12 protein-coding genes are annotated in these 16435 nt (G+C 53.4%); 6 read left to right on the top strand and 6 right to left on the bottom strand.

The annotated features are described in order from the left end of the window. Nucleotides 1–22 precede the first annotated feature (22 nt). From L1X57_RS03350 to L1X57_RS03340, 3 genes are all read left to right on the top strand, one after another. On the top strand, nt 23–1255 hold the full coding sequence (locus L1X57_RS03350) for a glycosyltransferase (RefSeq protein WP_009724090.1): 1233 nt from the start codon (nt 23–25) through the stop codon (nt 1253–1255). Nucleotides 1256–1378: 123 nt separating this feature from the next. Further along, nucleotides 1379–1993 (top strand): YitT family protein, encoded by a 615-nt coding sequence (locus tag L1X57_RS03345; protein ID WP_009724091.1) that lies wholly within the window; start codon nt 1379–1381, stop codon nt 1991–1993. Nucleotides 1994–2212: 219 nt separating this feature from the next. Next, on the top strand, nt 2213–3682 hold the full coding sequence (locus L1X57_RS03340; protein ID WP_009724092.1) for a cytochrome P450: 1470 nt from the start codon (nt 2213–2215) through the stop codon (nt 3680–3682). Nucleotides 3683–3762: 80 nt separating this feature from the next. On the opposite strand, the gene L1X57_RS03335 is transcribed toward L1X57_RS03340, so the two are convergent. Next, the gene (locus L1X57_RS03335) at nt 3763–6309 is read right to left on the bottom strand and encodes a heavy metal translocating P-type ATPase (protein ID WP_009724093.1); all 2547 of its coding nucleotides are present in this window, start codon (nt 6307–6309) and stop codon (nt 3763–3765) included. Further along, nucleotides 6276–6719 carry a MerR family transcriptional regulator gene (locus L1X57_RS03330; RefSeq protein WP_039869435.1) on the bottom strand — a complete coding sequence of 148 codons (444 nt, stop codon included), beginning with the start codon at nt 6717–6719 and terminating at the stop codon, nt 6276–6278. The genes L1X57_RS03335 and L1X57_RS03330 overlap by 34 nt, the downstream gene beginning before the upstream one ends. A 274-nt stretch (nt 6720–6993) precedes the next feature. Between L1X57_RS03330 and L1X57_RS03325 the strand changes: the two genes are divergently transcribed. Next, a complete protein-coding gene (locus L1X57_RS03325; RefSeq protein WP_009724095.1) occupies nt 6994–8340 on the top strand; it encodes an OmpP1/FadL family transporter in 1347 nt (448 codons plus the stop codon). Between the two features lie 111 nt (nt 8341–8451). Here the strand turns inward: L1X57_RS03325 and L1X57_RS03320 are convergent, their stop codons facing one another. The 4 genes from L1X57_RS03320 to L1X57_RS03305 all read right to left on the bottom strand — a co-directional run bounded on the left by L1X57_RS03320 (nt 8452) and on the right by L1X57_RS03305 (nt 13546). After that, nucleotides 8452–10062, bottom strand: a complete 1611-nt coding sequence (locus L1X57_RS03320; RefSeq protein ID WP_009724096.1) for an ABC transporter ATP-binding protein — start codon at nt 10060–10062, stop codon at nt 8452–8454. Nucleotides 10063–10081: 19 nt separating this feature from the next. Beyond that, entirely contained in the window at nt 10082–10960 is an 879-nt protein-coding gene (locus tag L1X57_RS03315) for an ABC transporter permease subunit (protein WP_009724097.1), read from the bottom strand. Beyond that, nucleotides 10953–11882, bottom strand: a complete 930-nt coding sequence (gene oppB, locus L1X57_RS03310) for an oligopeptide ABC transporter permease OppB (RefSeq protein ID WP_009724098.1) — start codon at nt 11880–11882, stop codon at nt 10953–10955. The genes L1X57_RS03315 and oppB overlap by 8 nt, the downstream gene beginning before the upstream one ends. An 83-nt stretch (nt 11883–11965) precedes the next feature. Further along, nucleotides 11966–13546 carry a peptide ABC transporter substrate-binding protein gene (locus tag L1X57_RS03305; protein ID WP_009724099.1) on the bottom strand — a complete coding sequence of 527 codons (1581 nt, stop codon included), beginning with the start codon at nt 13544–13546 and terminating at the stop codon, nt 11966–11968. Nucleotides 13547–13769: 223 nt separating this feature from the next. Between L1X57_RS03305 and prfB the strand changes: the two genes are divergently transcribed. Both prfB and lysS read left to right on the top strand, forming a co-directional pair. Continuing rightward, a protein-coding gene (gene prfB, locus L1X57_RS03300) for a peptide chain release factor 2 (protein ID WP_143759768.1) occupies nt 13770–14868 on the top strand; the annotation gives its coding sequence in 2 pieces (ribosomal slippage) (nt 13770–13844 and nt 13846–14868; 1098 coding nt in all). A 34-nt stretch (nt 14869–14902) separates the two neighbouring features. Continuing rightward, nucleotides 14903–16417, top strand: a complete 1515-nt coding sequence (lysS, locus tag L1X57_RS03295; RefSeq protein ID WP_009724101.1) for a lysine--tRNA ligase — start codon at nt 14903–14905, stop codon at nt 16415–16417. Nucleotides 16418–16435: the final 18 nt, after the last annotated feature.

Genomic DNA, 16435 nt, shown 5'->3' with positions numbered 1-16435 from the left:
TGAATAAGACAGGAAACTTGGTATGTCAGACTCGCTTAGTGGTAGCCATGTGGCTGCCAGACCGTCACGTATCCTGTTTTTCCCTCTGGGGTGGGTGCTTGCGCATACAGTGCGTTGTATCGAGATAGCCAACGTACTTCGCCAACGTGGGCACGAGGTGATTTTCGCGGGTGATGATCCTAACCATCCCAGCTCTCGCTTGAGCCTTGTTCAGGAAGCAGGGTTCCCTCTTATCTATGCTCGAGAGCCGAATCTTCCCGATATATGGATACGCTTCCAACGTCTTGGCTGGAAAGCCTCCTTTTGGGATATGGTGCACCTACGCTATTGGGCGCCTCTAACCAAGATTATTGAGTCCCAGTTGCAGGCTATCGAACAGGTCAAACCTGATTTAGTGGTGGGTGATGCCACGGTAAGTGCCAGCACCGCTGCGTATATTGCCGGCGTCCCGTGTGCTGGCATCATGAATGGCTATGCCGCAAGACTGTTAACGCCGCCAACACCTACTTACTACGCTGCTAAAGGCTTAGACCGCTATTTACTGTCTGGTATCAGACGGCGACTTTATCAGAAGTATCAGCGGCCAGACCGAAATGCCTTTGACATGCTCTATCACATGCCAATGATTTCGCCTGATTTACCAGGGCTCTACAGCTTGCCTAAACGGTTTCGCGATTACCATATGGTAGGGCCGATCTCCCCAGATCTAACGGCCCCGTTACCTGAATGGTTTGATGAGCTCCAAGATGGCACGCCCAATATTTATATCACCATGGGGTCAACAGGGTTGCTAGAGCACTTCCTGCGCAGCACGTATCCCACGTTGGGAGCGCTGCCTTACCGTTTTATGGTGACCACCGGTGGTCAGGTAAGCGAAGAGGTGATGGATGCTGCCCCGAGTAATTTCCGTTTTACGCGCTATGCGCCTGGCTCGCAGCTCTTGGCTCATGCACGAGCAATGCTATATCACGGTGGCAATGGCAGTATGTATCAGTCATTAGCGGCGGGTGTGCCAATGCTGGCGCTGCCTGCCCACTATGAGCAGCGTCTCAATGCTCAAATTGGCGTGCGCCAAAAATTCGGCTTGCAGATGTCAGTGCGTAGAATTAATCCCAATAAATTGGTGCGACAGCTAGAGCGACTAATGCATGAGCCTGTATTTCGTCAATCTGCCCAGCGTTTTTCAAGCGCCGTGCAGAAAGCAAATGGGGCAGCCAATGCCGCCAATATACTAGAGAGTGCTTTGGGTCGCTGATGAAATAAGATCCATTGAGCGTCGGAAATACGTTCTCCCTTCCCGGTGATTCTCTGTAAAGACACTGACGTTGCAGAGTCTCTTGGAAGAAGTGCTCGAATAACTCTACAAAAGGACATCCTCATGCGGGACGATCTGCCTAAAGATCCGCATAAATACTATGAAGATATGATGGCCATGGTACTTGGCACGCTGTTTGTTGCTTTAGGTGTGGCATTTTATACCCACTCGGTATTGATCACTGGCAGCACTGCTGGGATGGCGCTGCTATTTAATTACATCACCGGGTGGGGGTTTGGCATTTGGTTTTTCGCGATTAACCTGCCTTTTTACTATTTAGCGGTGAAGCGGATGGGTTGGAGTTTTACGCTGCGCACGTTTGTCGCTATTGGTCTTGTGTCGCTATTTTCCGAACTAACCCAAGGCTGGGTGCAGTTTGCCAGCGTGCCATCGCTATACGCCGCGTTGATGGGCGGCGCGCTGATGGGTATTGGTATGCTAATGCTATTTCGTCACCGTACCAGCCTGGGTGGTATCAATATTCTGGCGCTATACCTGCAAGAAAAGCACGGCCTGCGGGCAGGCTATGTGCAGTTGGGTATCGATGGGCTAATTTTGCTGGTGGCACTGACTCAACTTCCGTTAGACCGTGTGGGCTATTCGGTCATCGGCGCCGTTACCCTCAATCTGATTATCGCCCTGAATCACAAACCTGGGCGCTATATTGGGGTTAGTTAAACGAACCTAACGGCATAGGCAATCCCAGAACAACCAAAAAATGCACATGCCGCTGCATCAAGTGCCTGAATATGCAGCGGCATTAGGCTGCTTGTTGCAGTAGATTTATGTTAAAAAGAATTTCCGACGCAGTGTCTCCGGTCGCGAAAAATACATACTTCGTTAGGGTTCCCGCGTATAAAAGCGTCTTCCAATATACATATAGTAGGGCTGTAGATAATGCATCACGTTAGTACGTCACGCAAAACGACAACAATAACAACAAGCGGAGATGACTATCAGCAGCTTGCTGAGGCGCTAAAGCGGGCGGAACGCCTGGAGCCTCCGGTCAGTGTAACGCCTGTTTCAGCTAGTAAAGGCATCATGCATCGCATGCGGCGGGCTCAGAATAATTTACTTTCTGTCTGGCGGGAAGAAGACTACTCAATACGCACTTCGCGTATTTCATTGATGAATCAGGACTATGTTCTGTGTAATAGCCCTGATACGGTTCGACGCATTTTCCTTGAACAACATGACAACTATGACCGCAAAAGTCCTCAAATGCGGCGCGCACTGGAACCTCTACTTGATGATGGGTTGTTTGTCAGCGATGGCGATTTGTGGCGCCAGCGCCGACGCCAGTGCGCGCCATCGCTAACTAACGCTCTGTTACCTGGTTTCTGTACCACCATGACCGCCTCTGCGGAGGAGACTGCCAAGCGATGGGCCCAGCATCCATCAGATGCGCCCATTGATATGCTTACTGAGATGGCTCATTTAACAGCGCGTATCATTGGCCGAACGATTTTTGGGGATGACACCACCGACGAAGAAGCAGAGCAAGTGGTGGCTGGTTTTACCGAATATCAGCGTCATTCTGAGCATTTAGATATGGCCAATATGCTGGGATTGCCGTTTTTAAGTTTGCTAGGTAATCCGCTGCGAAGAGCGCGTACGCGCTATTCAGCAAAACAAGTGCATGAAATTATCGATCGAATTATTGACCGCCATACGCAGAGATCAGGGCCGGGGCAGCATAGTCTGGTAGATAGCTTTATGGCGTCTATGAAAGATGGCGAAGATAACGGCTGCCCGATGGGGCGGAAAGCGGTGCGTAATGAAGCGATTGTCATGTTTATGGCCGGACATGAAACCACGGCTAACGCATTGGCTTGGTGCTGGTATTTGCTTGATTATGATCGACAGGCCATGGCGCGACTACAGCATGAGCTAGATGAAGTGCTCGGTGGTAGAACGCCGTGCTACGAAGATGTCGCTAAACTGCCGTACACAATGGCTGTGTTCGAAGAAGCCATGCGGCTGTACCCGCCGGTACCGATGCTAAGCCGCCAAGCTCGAGGTAACGATAAGGTGCGCAATCGCGATGTGCGAGAAGGGACCGTTTTGCTCGTATCCCCTTGGTTGCTGCACCGGCATCGTAAATTGTGGGAGGCGCCCGATCATTTTGTTCCAGAGCGTTTTCTTCCAGAGGCTCCACGTCCAGACAAATTTGCTTATCTACCCTTTAGCGTGGGGCCACGTGTTTGTCTCGGAAAACGCTTTGGGCTATATGAGGGAGTACTCTGCTTGGCAACATTAGCCCAGCACTTCACGCCTAAACTAGTTCCTGACCACCAGGTAAGCATAGAGTGCCGGCTGACGTTACGTCCTCAAGGTGGTCTACCGATGATGCTACAACCACGATGAAACTGCCTATCAAGCGCTAAGCCAAAACCACCATACGATAGTGGCAATCAGGCCGATCCCGGCCAAGTTAATCAATAGGTTCATGAGGCCTCCTGTTGGGCGGTTTTCCAAAGCCTTAATCGATTGGCGTTGCTGACCACGGTAATTGATGACAGCGACATGGCTGCACCGGCAATGATGGGTGACAGCAGCATGCCGGTGAACGGATAAAGCAGGCCTGCGGCAATCGGGATGCACAGCACGTTATAGCCAAAGGCACCGACTAGGTTCTGCTTGATGTTGGTTAGTGTCGCTCGGCTTAACTCAATGGCGGTGGCCACACCGTGTAGCGAACCGCGCATCAAGGTGATTCCGGCGCTCTCCATGGCGATGTCGGTGCCCTGGCCTATGGCAAAACCCACGTTGGCGCGGGCCAGAGCTGGGGCATCGTTAATGCCATCACCTACCATGCCTATGACTTCTCCTGCCTGTTGGCGACGCTCAATTTCCGCGTGTTTATCATCTGGCGTCATACCTGCTTTAAACTCGCTAATCCCGACTTCCTGCGCCACCGCAGCAGCGGTGTGTTCATTATCGCCGGTGAGCATGACGACGGTTAATCCATCTTCTTGTAGGCGTTTTACAGCGGCAGCGGCGTCAGCACGCAGCGGGTCACTGATGCCGAATAGCGCAACTAGCTCGCCATTGGCTGCCAGGTATACCAATGAACGCGCTTTCGCTTCTAACTGACGCACGTTCTCTTCTGCGGGGGTCAGGTCCACGCCAGCCTCTTCCAGTAGGCGGGCATTGCCCAGCAGCAGTGAGTCGCCTGCTTGGGTGCTGCCTTTCACGCCGCCACCGGTGACACTATCAAACGTATTCAGTGTTTCAGCGGGGGCATTATGCGCTTCGGCATAAGCCGTTAGTGCATTTGCTAACGGGTGTTCCGAACGGCTTTCCAGAGCGGCTATCCAGGCTAGCACTTGCGAAGTGTCATTATGTAGCACGGTCGCATCGGTCACCTGGGGTTTGCCTTCTGTCAGTGTGCCGGTTTTGTCCACCACTAAGGTGGTGATCTGGCTGGCGGTCTGCAGCGCTTCGCCGCTTCTTACCAGTACACCGTGCTCAGCGGCTTTACCGACCCCAATCATGGTAGAAATCGGTGTTGCCAACCCTAAAGCGCAGGGACACGCGATAATCAGCACCGTGGTGGCGGTCACCAGCATATGGATCACCACAGGTGCGGGGCCGACGTTAAACCAGATCAGTGCGGTTAGTACGGCGATTATCATGACACTGGGGACAAAAATTCCCGATATCTTATCGGCCAGTTCGCCAATTGGCGGGCGAGAGTTTTGAGCGCTGGCGACCTGTTCGGTAATGCGCCCCAGGCGGGTGTCGCTGCCCACACGAGTGGCGCGATAGACCAAGCTGCCATTGCCGTTAACCGTGCCCGCGCTGACGTCGTCATCGGCGCTTTTGTGAGCGGGCAGTGGCTCACCGGTGAGCATGGATTCATCGATGTAGCTTTGGCCGTCGAGTACGATGCCATCCACCGGCAGCCGTTCTCCAGGGCGCACGCGGATGTGATCGTCTATCGCTACGTCGTCGACGGGCAACTCCTGCTCTTGGCCATGTCGAATCACGCGCGCCGTTTTCTCTTGTAGATCGAGAAGGCGCTTCAGTGCGCTGCTGGTGCGTCCGCGGGCCCGTAGCTCCATAGCGTTGCCAAGTAGAATCAGCCCGATCACCATGGCCGATGCTTCAAAGTAGATGCCGTGGGCGACGTCAGGCAGCCAAGGGGCAAAGAGTACAACCATCATTGAGTAGAGCCAGGCAGTGCCGGTGCCCATGGCCACGAGCGTGTCCATATTGGCTTGGTGGTGCTTGAACTGTTTCCACGCGTTGGTAAAAAAGTGTCGTCCTGGAAACGCTAAAATGGCCAGGGTGAGCAAGCCAATGACTAGCCAATAAAGGCGACCCATTCCCATTGGGTGTGGGTGGTAAACAAACATGCTCAGCATAAGCGGAATAGCTAGCGCTAACGACAGCATACTGCCACGTAGGCGCTGGCGATAGGTGACTGCCTCTTGGGCTTCACGAGTGCGTTCGGCCTCGCGCATATCGACAATGGGCTCGGCGCGGTACCCCGCGGCTGCCACGGCGTCAATCAGTGTCTTGCGCTCGGCACTACCCGTTACCTGGGCGGTGTGGGTGCCAAAATTGACCGAGGCGGCGGTAACGCCCGGTGTGTTGGCCAATGCCTTTTCGACGCTATTCACGCAGCCTGCGCAGGTCATGCCGCTAATCAATAGCCTCTGCTTAGGAGCATTGTTGGTTGTCTCGTTTTCAGTCGTCTTTTTGTCATTAGTTTTATCTGTCGTTTGCGTAGTTTGACTATCCGCAGGCGGTTGAGCCTCGCTGCTGGGGGCGCCCGCGGGATAGCCCGCTTCAGTTAATGTGCTGTCCAGCGCCTCGTCTTCTAACGTGCTGGTAACTTCCAGGCGTTTGTCTGCGGGAAAGCCTTCTACGACGGCGTTAGGGTCTGCGGCTTGAATCGCCTCGCGCATGCGCTTTACGCAGCCCTGGCAGTTCATGCCCGGCACGGTGCGAATCAGCGTTTGTGGCTGCAGGGTGTGTGATTGCATTGTGCCTCCTCGGGAAAACTTTCAATTAAACGACATAGGCTATGGCCGTCTGGCATGCCATCGGGCATGTGTTGCCAGCTCTCTAGCGCCTGCTCCATACGTTGGGCGAGTGCTTCAAGTTCGGCGATGCGCGCGCGGATTTGTGGTAGCCGATGGGTAAGTAGGTCGCGCACCAACGGGCATGGGGAGTCTCCTTGATCGGCGTGAGCCAGGATGTCGCGAATTTCCGCCACACTAAAACCGAGCTTGCGTGCTCGTTGAATAAAGTGCAGCCGCTCTAAGTCAGTCGTTGAAAATAACTGGTAACCGTTATCAGGGTGGCGTGTTGGTGCTAGTAACCCCTCACGGGTGTAATGACGAACCGTTTCAGCGGTAACGCTACCGCGTTTGGCAAGCTCACCGACCTTCATCGCTCCAGGCGGCATAACGTCCTCTGCGTGGAAGTTGTGATGTTTTTTAGTGTAAAACCTATGGGTCACACATAGGTCAAGCGATATTGAGGCCTTCAGCCGAAATGACTAAAACACTGATTTAAAACACTCGTTCGACTAATGTATAAGTCAAAACCGAAATAAAACGCTCGTTTGCCCTTGATCCCAAGCGGTCATTGGGCCAAAACTGACGTGTTAGAACAAAGAGGGTGGATGGAAGTATCCATCGGATCATTGGGAAGAGAGGCCCACTATGCATAATAAATTTAAAAAGCTTACCTTGGCGGCCGCAGTAGCCTCAGTCGCTTTTGCTAGTCAGGCACAAGCAGGCGGATATCAAATCAACGAGCAGAGCGTCAGTGGCCAGGGGTATGGGCATGCAGGACGTAGCTCAAATGTACATGATGCGACCATTGTGTACGGTAACCCGGCGGGCATGTCGTTCCTTGACCGTGCTCAAATTACGGCAGGTGGCACGTTCCTAAACGTAAATAGTGACATCACGAATGTACGTGCCTCACAGAGTAGCCCTGCTTTCCTGCAAGCGACAGGAGGCGCGACAGATACGTTGCCAGTGGCGGGTTCCAACGATGGCGATATGGTGCCGGGCACATTAATTCCCTTCGCATTCTATGCGCATCCTGTTAACGAACAGTTGGCCTTTGGTTTCGGGGTATACGCGCCATTTGGTTCGAAAACCGAATACGAAAATGGCTTCCAGGGGCGTAACCAGGGCAATTACACCGAAGTAAAAGTGATGACGGCCCAGCCAACGGTTTCTTATCGCTTCAATGAGCAGTGGTCTGTTGGTGCTGGTCTTACCTATAATCGCGTAGAGGGTGAACTACGCCGTCAGGTACCAGTGGCAACACCGCTAGGCCTTTCTGAAGTGGATTCACGTGTGGAAGGTGATGATGAGGCCTGGGGTTATAATTTAGGTATCATCTATCAGCCTGCACCCGAAACTACGCTCGGCTTAACGTACCGCTCCAAAGTGGATTTCAATCTGGAGGGCAGCTTTACGGCGAATTCACCTGTGCTAGATCAGTTAGGGATTGGCACAGTAACGGATACCGCAGCGCTGGATTTAACAACGCCTGAAACCGTCAACTTCTCACTTACCCAGCAAATGACTGATCGCTTAAAGCTGATGTTTGGTGCTTCCTGGGCACGCTGGAGCCGCTTTGACCAGATTTTGGTCACTGGCACTGAGCGTGGTGAGATTACTAACGAGCAGCAGAACTACTCTAATGCTTGGGCATTCTCTACCGGTGGCGAGTATCAGTTAACCCCGACGCTGGCGCTGCGCGCCGGTGTGGCGCTGGACTTTACGCCAACTCAGGATGCCACTCGGAGTGTGCGTATCCCCTCTGACGACCGTCGCATTTTCTCGATTGGTGCAGGCTGGAGTCCCACGCCTGATCTAACCTTGGACGTTGCCTACTCGTACCTTACCGAGCGCAGCACCCAGGTTGATCAAAGCAAAACCGACAGCTTCACTGTGGCAGGACAGCAAACGCCGCCGATTACCTCTAACTACTCAGCAGACTATAAAAACGAAGCCCATGGTTTCGGTGCTCAGCTTACCTATCGCTTCTGATGATAAGCTGACTGCTTGACTCGTTTTACCTATAAACCCGGCGTAAGCCGGGTTTTTTCGTTCAATGCCCACAGGGTTGCAACTACTAGCTACTGGTTAGTAGGTGAGCAGCTATGCACTGCTTTCCAGGAAGGCGGCGCGCATCAGTTCGCGGGTATAGGTTTGACGGGGAGCGCTGAATAGTGAGGCAGTATCGCGTTGCTCGATGATTTCTCCTTGTCGCATCACAATCACTTCATCAGCCAGCGCACGCACGACCGCGAGGTCATGACTAATAAACAGGTAAGTCAACCCGTGGCGTTGTTGTAAGTCACGTAATAGCTGAATGACGGTCATTTGAACCGAGCGGTCTAAAGCTGAGGTGGGTTCGTCAAGCAGCAGAAACTCGGGTTTGACGACCAGAGCCCGGGCGATTGCAATCCTTTGGCGCTGTCCACCCGAGAACTCATGTGGGTAGCGGTGTCGGTGGGCAGGGTCTAGAGCGACTTCCTCAAGGGCTTGGACGACGAGGGTCTCGCGTTCGGCTCGACGTAACAGCGGTTGGTGAACGCGTAATCCTTCGCCAATAACGTCACCTACGGTCATTCGGGGTGAAAGCGAGCCAAAGGGGTCTTGGAAAACCACTTGCATACGCGACCTTAGCGGCCGCATTCCAGCGCGGTCAAGGCGAGCTACGTCGATGTCATCGAAGCAGATATCGCCGCTGCTTTTCACCAGCCGAAGAAGCGCACGGCCTAACGTGGTTTTTCCTGAACCCGATTCGCCAACAATGCCTAGGGTTTGCCCTCGCCGCAGAGTGAGATCAATGCTTTTCACTGCCTCGAAATAGCGGTCGGGGCCAAAAAGGCGCTTTTTGATAGGAAAGCGGACATTAATGTTTTCTGCTTTCAGCAGGATGGGGGCTGAGTTGGGGATAGCTTCTTTATGGCCGCTTGGGTTGGCGGCGATAAGCATTTGGGTGTAAGAGTGCTGGGGCGATTGAAATAGCGTGTCAGTTTTTCCCGCTTCTACTATTTTGCCTTGCTGCATTACGCACACACTATCTGCTAAATGTCTGACAACACCAAGGTCGTGGGTGATAAACAGGATAGCCATGCCGTAGCGGGCTTGAAGGTCTTTAAGGAGCGTAAGAATCTGCGCCTGCACAGTGACATCAAGGGCGGTGGTTGGTTCGTCGGCAATCAGCAGTTTGGGCTCACAGGCCAGTGCCATAGCAATCATCACCCGCTGACGCTGGCCTCCCGACAGCTCATGGGGATAGCTATTGATGCGCCGCTCAGGCTCCGGAATGCCTACCTGAGCGAGGAGTTCAAGTGCTCGCTGGTGAGAGCTTCCCCCCCGCAAGGTTGTGTGCTTATGCAGCACTTCACGGATTTGTCTCCCAATTCGGTGCATTGGGTTGAGTGAGGTCATTGGCTCTTGGAAAATCATCGAGATCTCATTACCACGGATGGCCCGCAAGCGCTGGCGGCTGACCGCTAGCAAGTCTTCATCGCCAGAGCCGCCATGCCAGTTAATTTTGCCCGTGGAGCGAGCCAGTTCGGGCAGTAGCCCCATGGCGGCGGTTGATGTGATCGACTTGCCGGAGCCAGATTCGCCGACTAAAGCCAGTGTCTCACCCTGATAAATGGTAAAGCTGACGTCGTCGACGGCGGTAACGGTACCATCGGGAAGATCGAATTCGACTCGTAAACGGTCAAACTCCAGTAGTGGTTGGGACATGAAGCCTCCGTGCATTTTCCTAACGCGTCTTGGGGTCTAGGGCGTCACGCAGACCGTCCCCTAAAAAGTTTAAGCACAACAGTGTGATAGCGAGAAACGCAGAGGGCACAATGAGCATCCATGGGGCCGTTTCCATCATGTCTTTGCCTTCGCTAATCAGTACTCCCCAACTGGTCAACGGTTCTTGAACACCTAGCCCCAGAAAAGAAAGAAAACTTTCCAGCAAAATGACCTTGGGTACGGTGAGGGTGACATAGATGATGACAGGCCCAATGGCATTGGGAATGAGGTGGCGTGTGACTATCTTAAAGCTGCTTACGCCTAGCGCGTGTGCTGCTTCGACGAACTCGCGACGCTTCAAAGCGAGTACTTGTCCGCGCACTATGCGCGACATGTCGAGCCACTCAACGGCGCCGATGGCCGCGTAGATCAGCAGGATGTTACGCCCAAAAACCACCATCAGCAGGATCACCATAAACATAAATGGCAGTGAGTACATGATGTCGACAAACCGCATCATTAGGTTGTCAACGCGGCCACCGAAGTAACCGGCAACCGCTCCGTAGAGAACGCCGATAACCAGGGATACCAAGGTGGCGACGATAGCGACGGAGAGTGAGATTTGCCCTCCGTAGAAGACGCGAGTGAGTAGGTCACGGCCATTGGAGTCAGTGCCTGCGTAGTGGCCGCTTTCAAAGTTTGGCGGCGCCAAAAAGGCGCTCCAATCCACTTCATCAAGTGCCCAGGGCGTTAGCAAGGGGCCTAGTAGGCAAACTAAGGAAATTGCTACGAGGAGTACAAGACTCGTTGTCGCAGCACTGTTTTGGCGAAGCCGTCGCCAGGCATCACGCGCTAGGCTGTTGCCGACAGCTGGAGGAGTTAGCGTTGCATTATTCATTATCATAGCGAATCTGCGGGTCCAGAGCCGAGTAGAGTAAATCGACGATTAAGTTAAAAAATACAATTAAGCTGCCATAAAAAACGACGGTTCCCATCACCAATGTGTAGTCGCGATTGAGCGCGGCTTGAACGAAATAGCGTCCAATCCCTGGTATGCCGAAGATCTGCTCAATCACCACTGAGCCAGTAATAATGCCGGCAATGGCAGGGCCTAAGTAGGAGATAACAGGCAGCATTGCCGGACGCAGGGCGTGATGAAAGATCACCTCACTCTCACTAAGCCCCTTGGCACGGGCCGTACGGATGAAATGGCTGCCAAGCACTTCGATCATGCTGGCGCGCATCATCCGTGCGATGTAAGCAATCTGCTGAATTGAGAGCGCCACAACGGGAAGAACCAGATTTTTCCAGTGACCGTCATTCCAGCCACCGACCGGTAACCAGGCTAGAAATACGCCAAACACCAGCGCCAGCATGGGAGCAATGACAAAGTTAGGTATGGCGACGCCGGCCAGTGCTGTGCCCATCACCATATAGTCAACGGATGAGTTGCGTTTGAGCGCTGCGATAACTCCCAAAGGAATGCCTATTAGGAGCGCCAGGCCAATCGCCCATAGGCCTAGCTCAAGGCTAACAGGAAACCCTTGGGCGACCAGTTCGGTGACCGAGAAATCCTTGTATTTAAATGAGGGGCCAAGGTCTCCATGCAGTAGGTTTCCCATGTAGGTGAAATACTGCTCCCAGACAGGTTTGTCCAAGCCATATGAGGCCATCAGGTTGGCTTCTATTTCCGGTGGTAGCTGACGTTCACCATCGAAGGGGCCACCTGGAGCTAGATGCATTAAAAAGAAAGAGAGGGTGATCACGATCCACAGCGTCGGAATCGCCTGAAGTATGCGTTTTAGAGTATAGCTGAGCATGATTGGGCCTCGCTCCTCGGGCACGCAGCCCGAGGAAGTAACGGCATTAAGTCGTGATAAATAAAGCGCCGGTTAGAAGGGAATTAGTGGTCGAAGTGAATCCAGCGCGAGCGATGGATATCTTCAATAGTGCTTTCCCAGCCGACTAGGTCAGGGCTGACCAGGTTGCGCGATACGTAGTAGTAGATGGGCAGCGTTGCACTGTCCTCTAGCGCAATAGCCTCCGCTTCGGCCATCAGCTCAGCGCGAGCATCCATGTCCTGGGTATTGGCGGCTTCATTCATCAAGGTATCAAATTCGGGCGAGCTGTAAGCGCCGTAGTTATTCGATACATCGCTTTCCAATAAGCTCAAAAAGTTTTGGGCGTCGTTATAGTCGCCGATCCAGCCTGCCCGAGCGACGTCAAAGTCACCCTGACGGATGTCAGCGTAATGAACTGCCACCTCTGCGTTGAAAAGATCTACCTCCACACCGAGTGGTTGCCACATGGCAGCAATGGCGATGGCCACTTTGCGGTGATCTTCGCTGGTGTTATAGCGCAGCATGAGTTCTAACGGGTTATCGGGGCCGTAGCCTGCCTCTTGAAGCAGTTCATGTGCGCGCTGTAGACGCTCATCCTGGGAAAGCTCGGTAAAGCTAGCAGTCGGTGCTGAATAGTGGTTCACGCTTGGTGGAACGAAGCTGTAAGCAGGTTGCTCGCCGGTGCCCAGAATTTGATCGGTAATGACGTCGCGGCGAACCGCTAGACTGAGGGCTTCTCGGACACGTGGGTCAGCCGTTGCATGGCCATCACGGGCATTAAACGCGTAGTAATAAATGCCGAGATAGGGGGCGACCTGAACAGCCTCAGGGAGATTGTCCATCAGCCAACCATACTGATGGGTTGGGAAGTCGCGGGCAATATGGATCTCACCCGCCCGAAAACGGTTTAGCGCCGTGTTGCGCTCTTCTATAGGAAAATAGACAACTTCGTCCAGCGCTACGTTGTCAGCGTCGTGGAAGTGGGGGTTGCGAGCTGTCGTTATGCGCGTTTGAGCCTGCCACTCCTGCAGCTTAAAGGCGCCGTTGGATACCAGATTTCCGTGTCGAGACCACTCGTTGCCGTAAGTTTCCACCGTGTGCTGGGGGACCGGGTAGGCGGTGTAGTGGGAAAGTTGATCTAAAAAGTAAGGCGTTGAGCGCTCAAGGGTTACCTGTAGGGTCTTGGTGTCTAAGGCCTTTACCCCCAGTGTGCTGACATCGGCCTCACCGCCATAGACGTCAGCGGCGTTTTTAATTGGGTAAAGCAGATAAGCATAATCAGCTGCGGTGGCCGGCGTTAAAATACGCTGAAAGGCGAAAACAAAGTCATTAGCGGTGACTGGTTTACCGTCAGACCACTTAGCGTCATCTCTCAGTGTGAAGGTGTACACCGTGCCGTCATCGGAGATTTCCCACGACTCTGCAACACCGGGAATGCGTGTGCCGTCGGCCGCTTCAGTCACAAGTCCTTCAAAAAGATCGCCCACAACGTCATTTTCCCAAGTGCCACTAATTTTATGTGGATCCAGAGAGGCGGGCTCGCCCATGATGGCTATGCGGAGTGTATCCGCCTGGAGAGGGGCTGTAAGGCCAACGGTCAACGCCAGTGCCATCGGGATGGCGAGAGTGCGGGAACTTTGCATGTAAATGACTCCATTATTGTTTTCATGTTGTTATTTGCGACTCACAAGTATTGCTTAGGTGAGAGCCTCCTAATTAAGTACTAGCATCGGGGGAAAGTGAGCGTCCATCAGAAATTACGCATGCAGCTATGCGGGGTTTCGATAGCGCCGTTGTTGATGGCTGTTAGCGGCCAATTTCGCTACACTGTGCGACTTTTCCACCGCAAAGTTAGCCGAGACGTCCATGTTGGAAACTAATCCGATACATAACCAGATCAAGGACCTGTCTGAGCGGACAGATGTTCTTAGGGGGTATCTTTGACTATGCCGAACGCAAAGATCGGCTAGAAGAAGTATCCCGCGAGCTTGAAGACCCTAATGTCTGGAACGATCCAGACTATGCCCAGAAGCTGGGTAAGGAGCGGGCATCGCTTGAAGCCATTGTGGCCACCATCGACGAGCTTGATCAGGGCTTGGCTGACAGCCGCGACCTGCTTGAGCTTGCGGAAATGGAAGATGACGAAGGCACCGTCGATGAAGTGCGCAAAGAGCTCGATGGTCTGCAGGCGGCACTGGAAAAACTTGAGTTTCGCCGCATGTTTTCCGGTGAAATGGACGAGAATAACGCCTATCTGGATATCCAGTCGGGGTCGGGCGGAACCGAAGCTCAAGACTGGGCGAATATCCTGCTGCGTATGTACTTACGCTGGGCAGAGAGCCATGGTTTCAAAGCAGAGATTATCGAAATTTCTGCAGGCGAGGTGGCCGGTATCAAATCGGCATCGCTACACATTCAAGGCGACTACGCCTTTGGCTGGTTGCGCACCGAAACCGGTGTTCATCGTTTAGTGCGTAAAAGCCCGTTTGACTCCGGTGGTCGTCGTCACACCTCGTTTGCATCGGTATTTCTATCGCCGGAAATTGATGACAGCTTTGAGGTTGACATTAACCCCTCTGACTTGCGGGTAGATACCTACCGCTCTAGCGGTGCGGGTGGCCAGCACGTTAACACCACCGACTCAGCGGTGCGGATTACCCACGAGCCTAGCGGCATTGTGGTGGCGTGTCAGAACCAACGCAGCCAGCACGCCAACCGCGACTTCGCCATGAAGCAGTTGAAAGCGAAGCTGTGGGAACACGAAATGCAAAAGCGCAATGCGGCCAAGCAGGAAGCGGAAGACTCTAAAGCCGATATCGGCTGGGGTAGCCAAATTCGCTCGTATGTACTGGACGATCAACGCATCAAAGACCTGCGCACCGGCGTTCAGTCTAGCAACTGCGACAAAGTGCTCGACGGCGATTTAGATCAGTTTATCGTCGCCAGCCTAAAGCAGGGTTTGTAATTTTTTTAGCGTTTGAACATGAACAGGGTGCCCGATGGCTAACCAAGACGCGTCTTCTCTCGATAACGAAAACCACCTAATCGCTGAGCGCCGTGCCAAGCTCGCGGCCCGCCGTGAGCGCGCCGCTGAGCAGGGTAAGAGTGCTTTCCCGAACGATTTTCGCCGTGACAGCCTCACGGTTGAGCTACACAACCTGCTAGGCGAAAAAGATAAAGCGGAGCTTGAGACGCTTGATCATCAAGCGTCGGTGGCAGGTCGCGTCATGCGTAAGCGTGGCCCCTTTATCGTGATTCAGGATGTGGCTGGCCAAATCCAGCTCTATGTGGATAAAAAAGGCCTGCCCGCTGACGTGCTTGAGGACATCAAAGGGTGGGATATCGGTGATATCGTCGCTGCTCGTGGTCCCGTGCATAAGTCGGGTAAAGGCGATCTGTACGTAATGATGGTAGAGGCGCAGCTACTCACCAAAAGTTTGCGTCCGCTGCCAGATAAGTTCCACGGCCTGACTGACCAGGAAGCGCGTTATCGTCAGCGCTACGTGGATCTGATCATGAACCCGCAGTCGCGTAAGGTGTTTGAAACCCGCGCGGCGGTGATTAGCTCCATGCGTCGATTCTTTGAAGCCCGCGGCTTTATGGAAGTTGAAACGCCGATGCTGCAGCCGATTCCCGGCGGGGCAGCGGCGCGGCCGTTTATTACCCACCATAATGCGCTGGATATTGATATGTATCTGCGTATTGCGCCGGAGCTTTACCTCAAGCGCCTAGTGGTGGGTGGTTTTGAGAAAGTATTTGAAATTAATCGTAATTTCCGTAACGAAGGGCTGTCCACGCGGCATAACCCTGAGTTCACCATGGTCGAATTCTATTGGGCCTACGCGGATTATCGCGACCTACTCGATATGACGGAGGCCATGCTGCGCACAGCGGCGCAAGAAGTGTTGGGCACCACCACTATCGTATATCAGGGGGCCAGTTACGACTTCGGCCAACCTTTCCATCGCCTGACGTTACGCCAAGCGATTCTTGATCATGGCGACGGCATCACCGATGCGGATCTGGATACGTTGGAAGCCGCACAAGCAGTCGCAGAAAAGTTGGGTATCAAGGTGAAGCCAAGCTGGGGACTGGGCAAAGTTCAGACCGAGATCTTCGAAGAAGTGGCCGAGCACAAGCTGGATCAACCGACGTTCATCACCGAATACCCAGCAGAAGTAAGCCCGCTGGCGCGTCGTAACGATGCTAACCCGTTTGTTACCGACCGTTTTGAGTTCTTTGTCGGTGGCCGAGAAATTGCCAATGGCTTCTCGGAGCTTAATGACGCCGAGGATCAGGCTGAACGCTTCCGCGAGCAGGCAGCCGAGAAAGATGCCGGTGACCTGGAAGCGATGTATTTTGACGCTGACTACGTGCGCGCGTTGGAGTATGGCTTACCGCCAACGGCAGGTGAAGGAATTGGTATTGACCGTTTGGTGATGTTATTTACCGATAGTCCTTCTATTCGGGACGTACTGCTGTTCCCAGCGATGCGCCCCGAAGCCAGCGAGTAACATTTCTCGACTACTGAA

The sequence above is a fragment of the Halomonas sp. TD01 genome, from assembly GCF_923868895.1.
In the GTDB taxonomy this organism is placed as follows: Bacteria; Pseudomonadota; Gammaproteobacteria; order Pseudomonadales; family Halomonadaceae; genus Vreelandella.
This window is presented reverse-complemented; position numbering and strand designations above follow the sequence as displayed.

Bases quoted from the DNA above. Each gene is read 5' to 3' on its own strand.
- L1X57_RS03350 (WP_009724090.1), top strand. From the start codon at position 23: ATGTCAGACTCGCTTAGTGGTAGCCATGTGGCTGCCAGACCGTCACGT.
- L1X57_RS03345 (WP_009724091.1), top strand. From the start codon at position 1,379: ATGCGGGACGATCTGCCTAAAGATCCGCATAAATACTATGAAGATATG.
- L1X57_RS03340 (WP_009724092.1), top strand. From the start codon at position 2,213: ATGCATCACGTTAGTACGTCACGCAAAACGACAACAATAACAACAAGC.
- L1X57_RS03335 (WP_009724093.1), bottom strand. From the start codon at position 6,309: ATGCAATCACACACCCTGCAGCCACAAACGCTGATTCGCACCGTGCCG.
- L1X57_RS03330 (WP_039869435.1), bottom strand. From the start codon at position 6,719: ATGAAGGTCGGTGAGCTTGCCAAACGCGGTAGCGTTACCGCTGAAACG.
- L1X57_RS03325 (WP_009724095.1), top strand. From the start codon at position 6,994: ATGCATAATAAATTTAAAAAGCTTACCTTGGCGGCCGCAGTAGCCTCA.
- L1X57_RS03320 (WP_009724096.1), bottom strand. From the start codon at position 10,062: ATGTCCCAACCACTACTGGAGTTTGACCGTTTACGAGTCGAATTCGAT.
- L1X57_RS03315 (WP_009724097.1), bottom strand. From the start codon at position 10,960: ATGAATAATGCAACGCTAACTCCTCCAGCTGTCGGCAACAGCCTAGCG.
- oppB (WP_009724098.1), bottom strand. From the start codon at position 11,882: ATGCTCAGCTATACTCTAAAACGCATACTTCAGGCGATTCCGACGCTG.
- L1X57_RS03305 (WP_009724099.1), bottom strand. From the start codon at position 13,546: ATGCAAAGTTCCCGCACTCTCGCCATCCCGATGGCACTGGCGTTGACC.
- lysS (WP_009724101.1), top strand. From the start codon at position 14,903: ATGGCTAACCAAGACGCGTCTTCTCTCGATAACGAAAACCACCTAATC.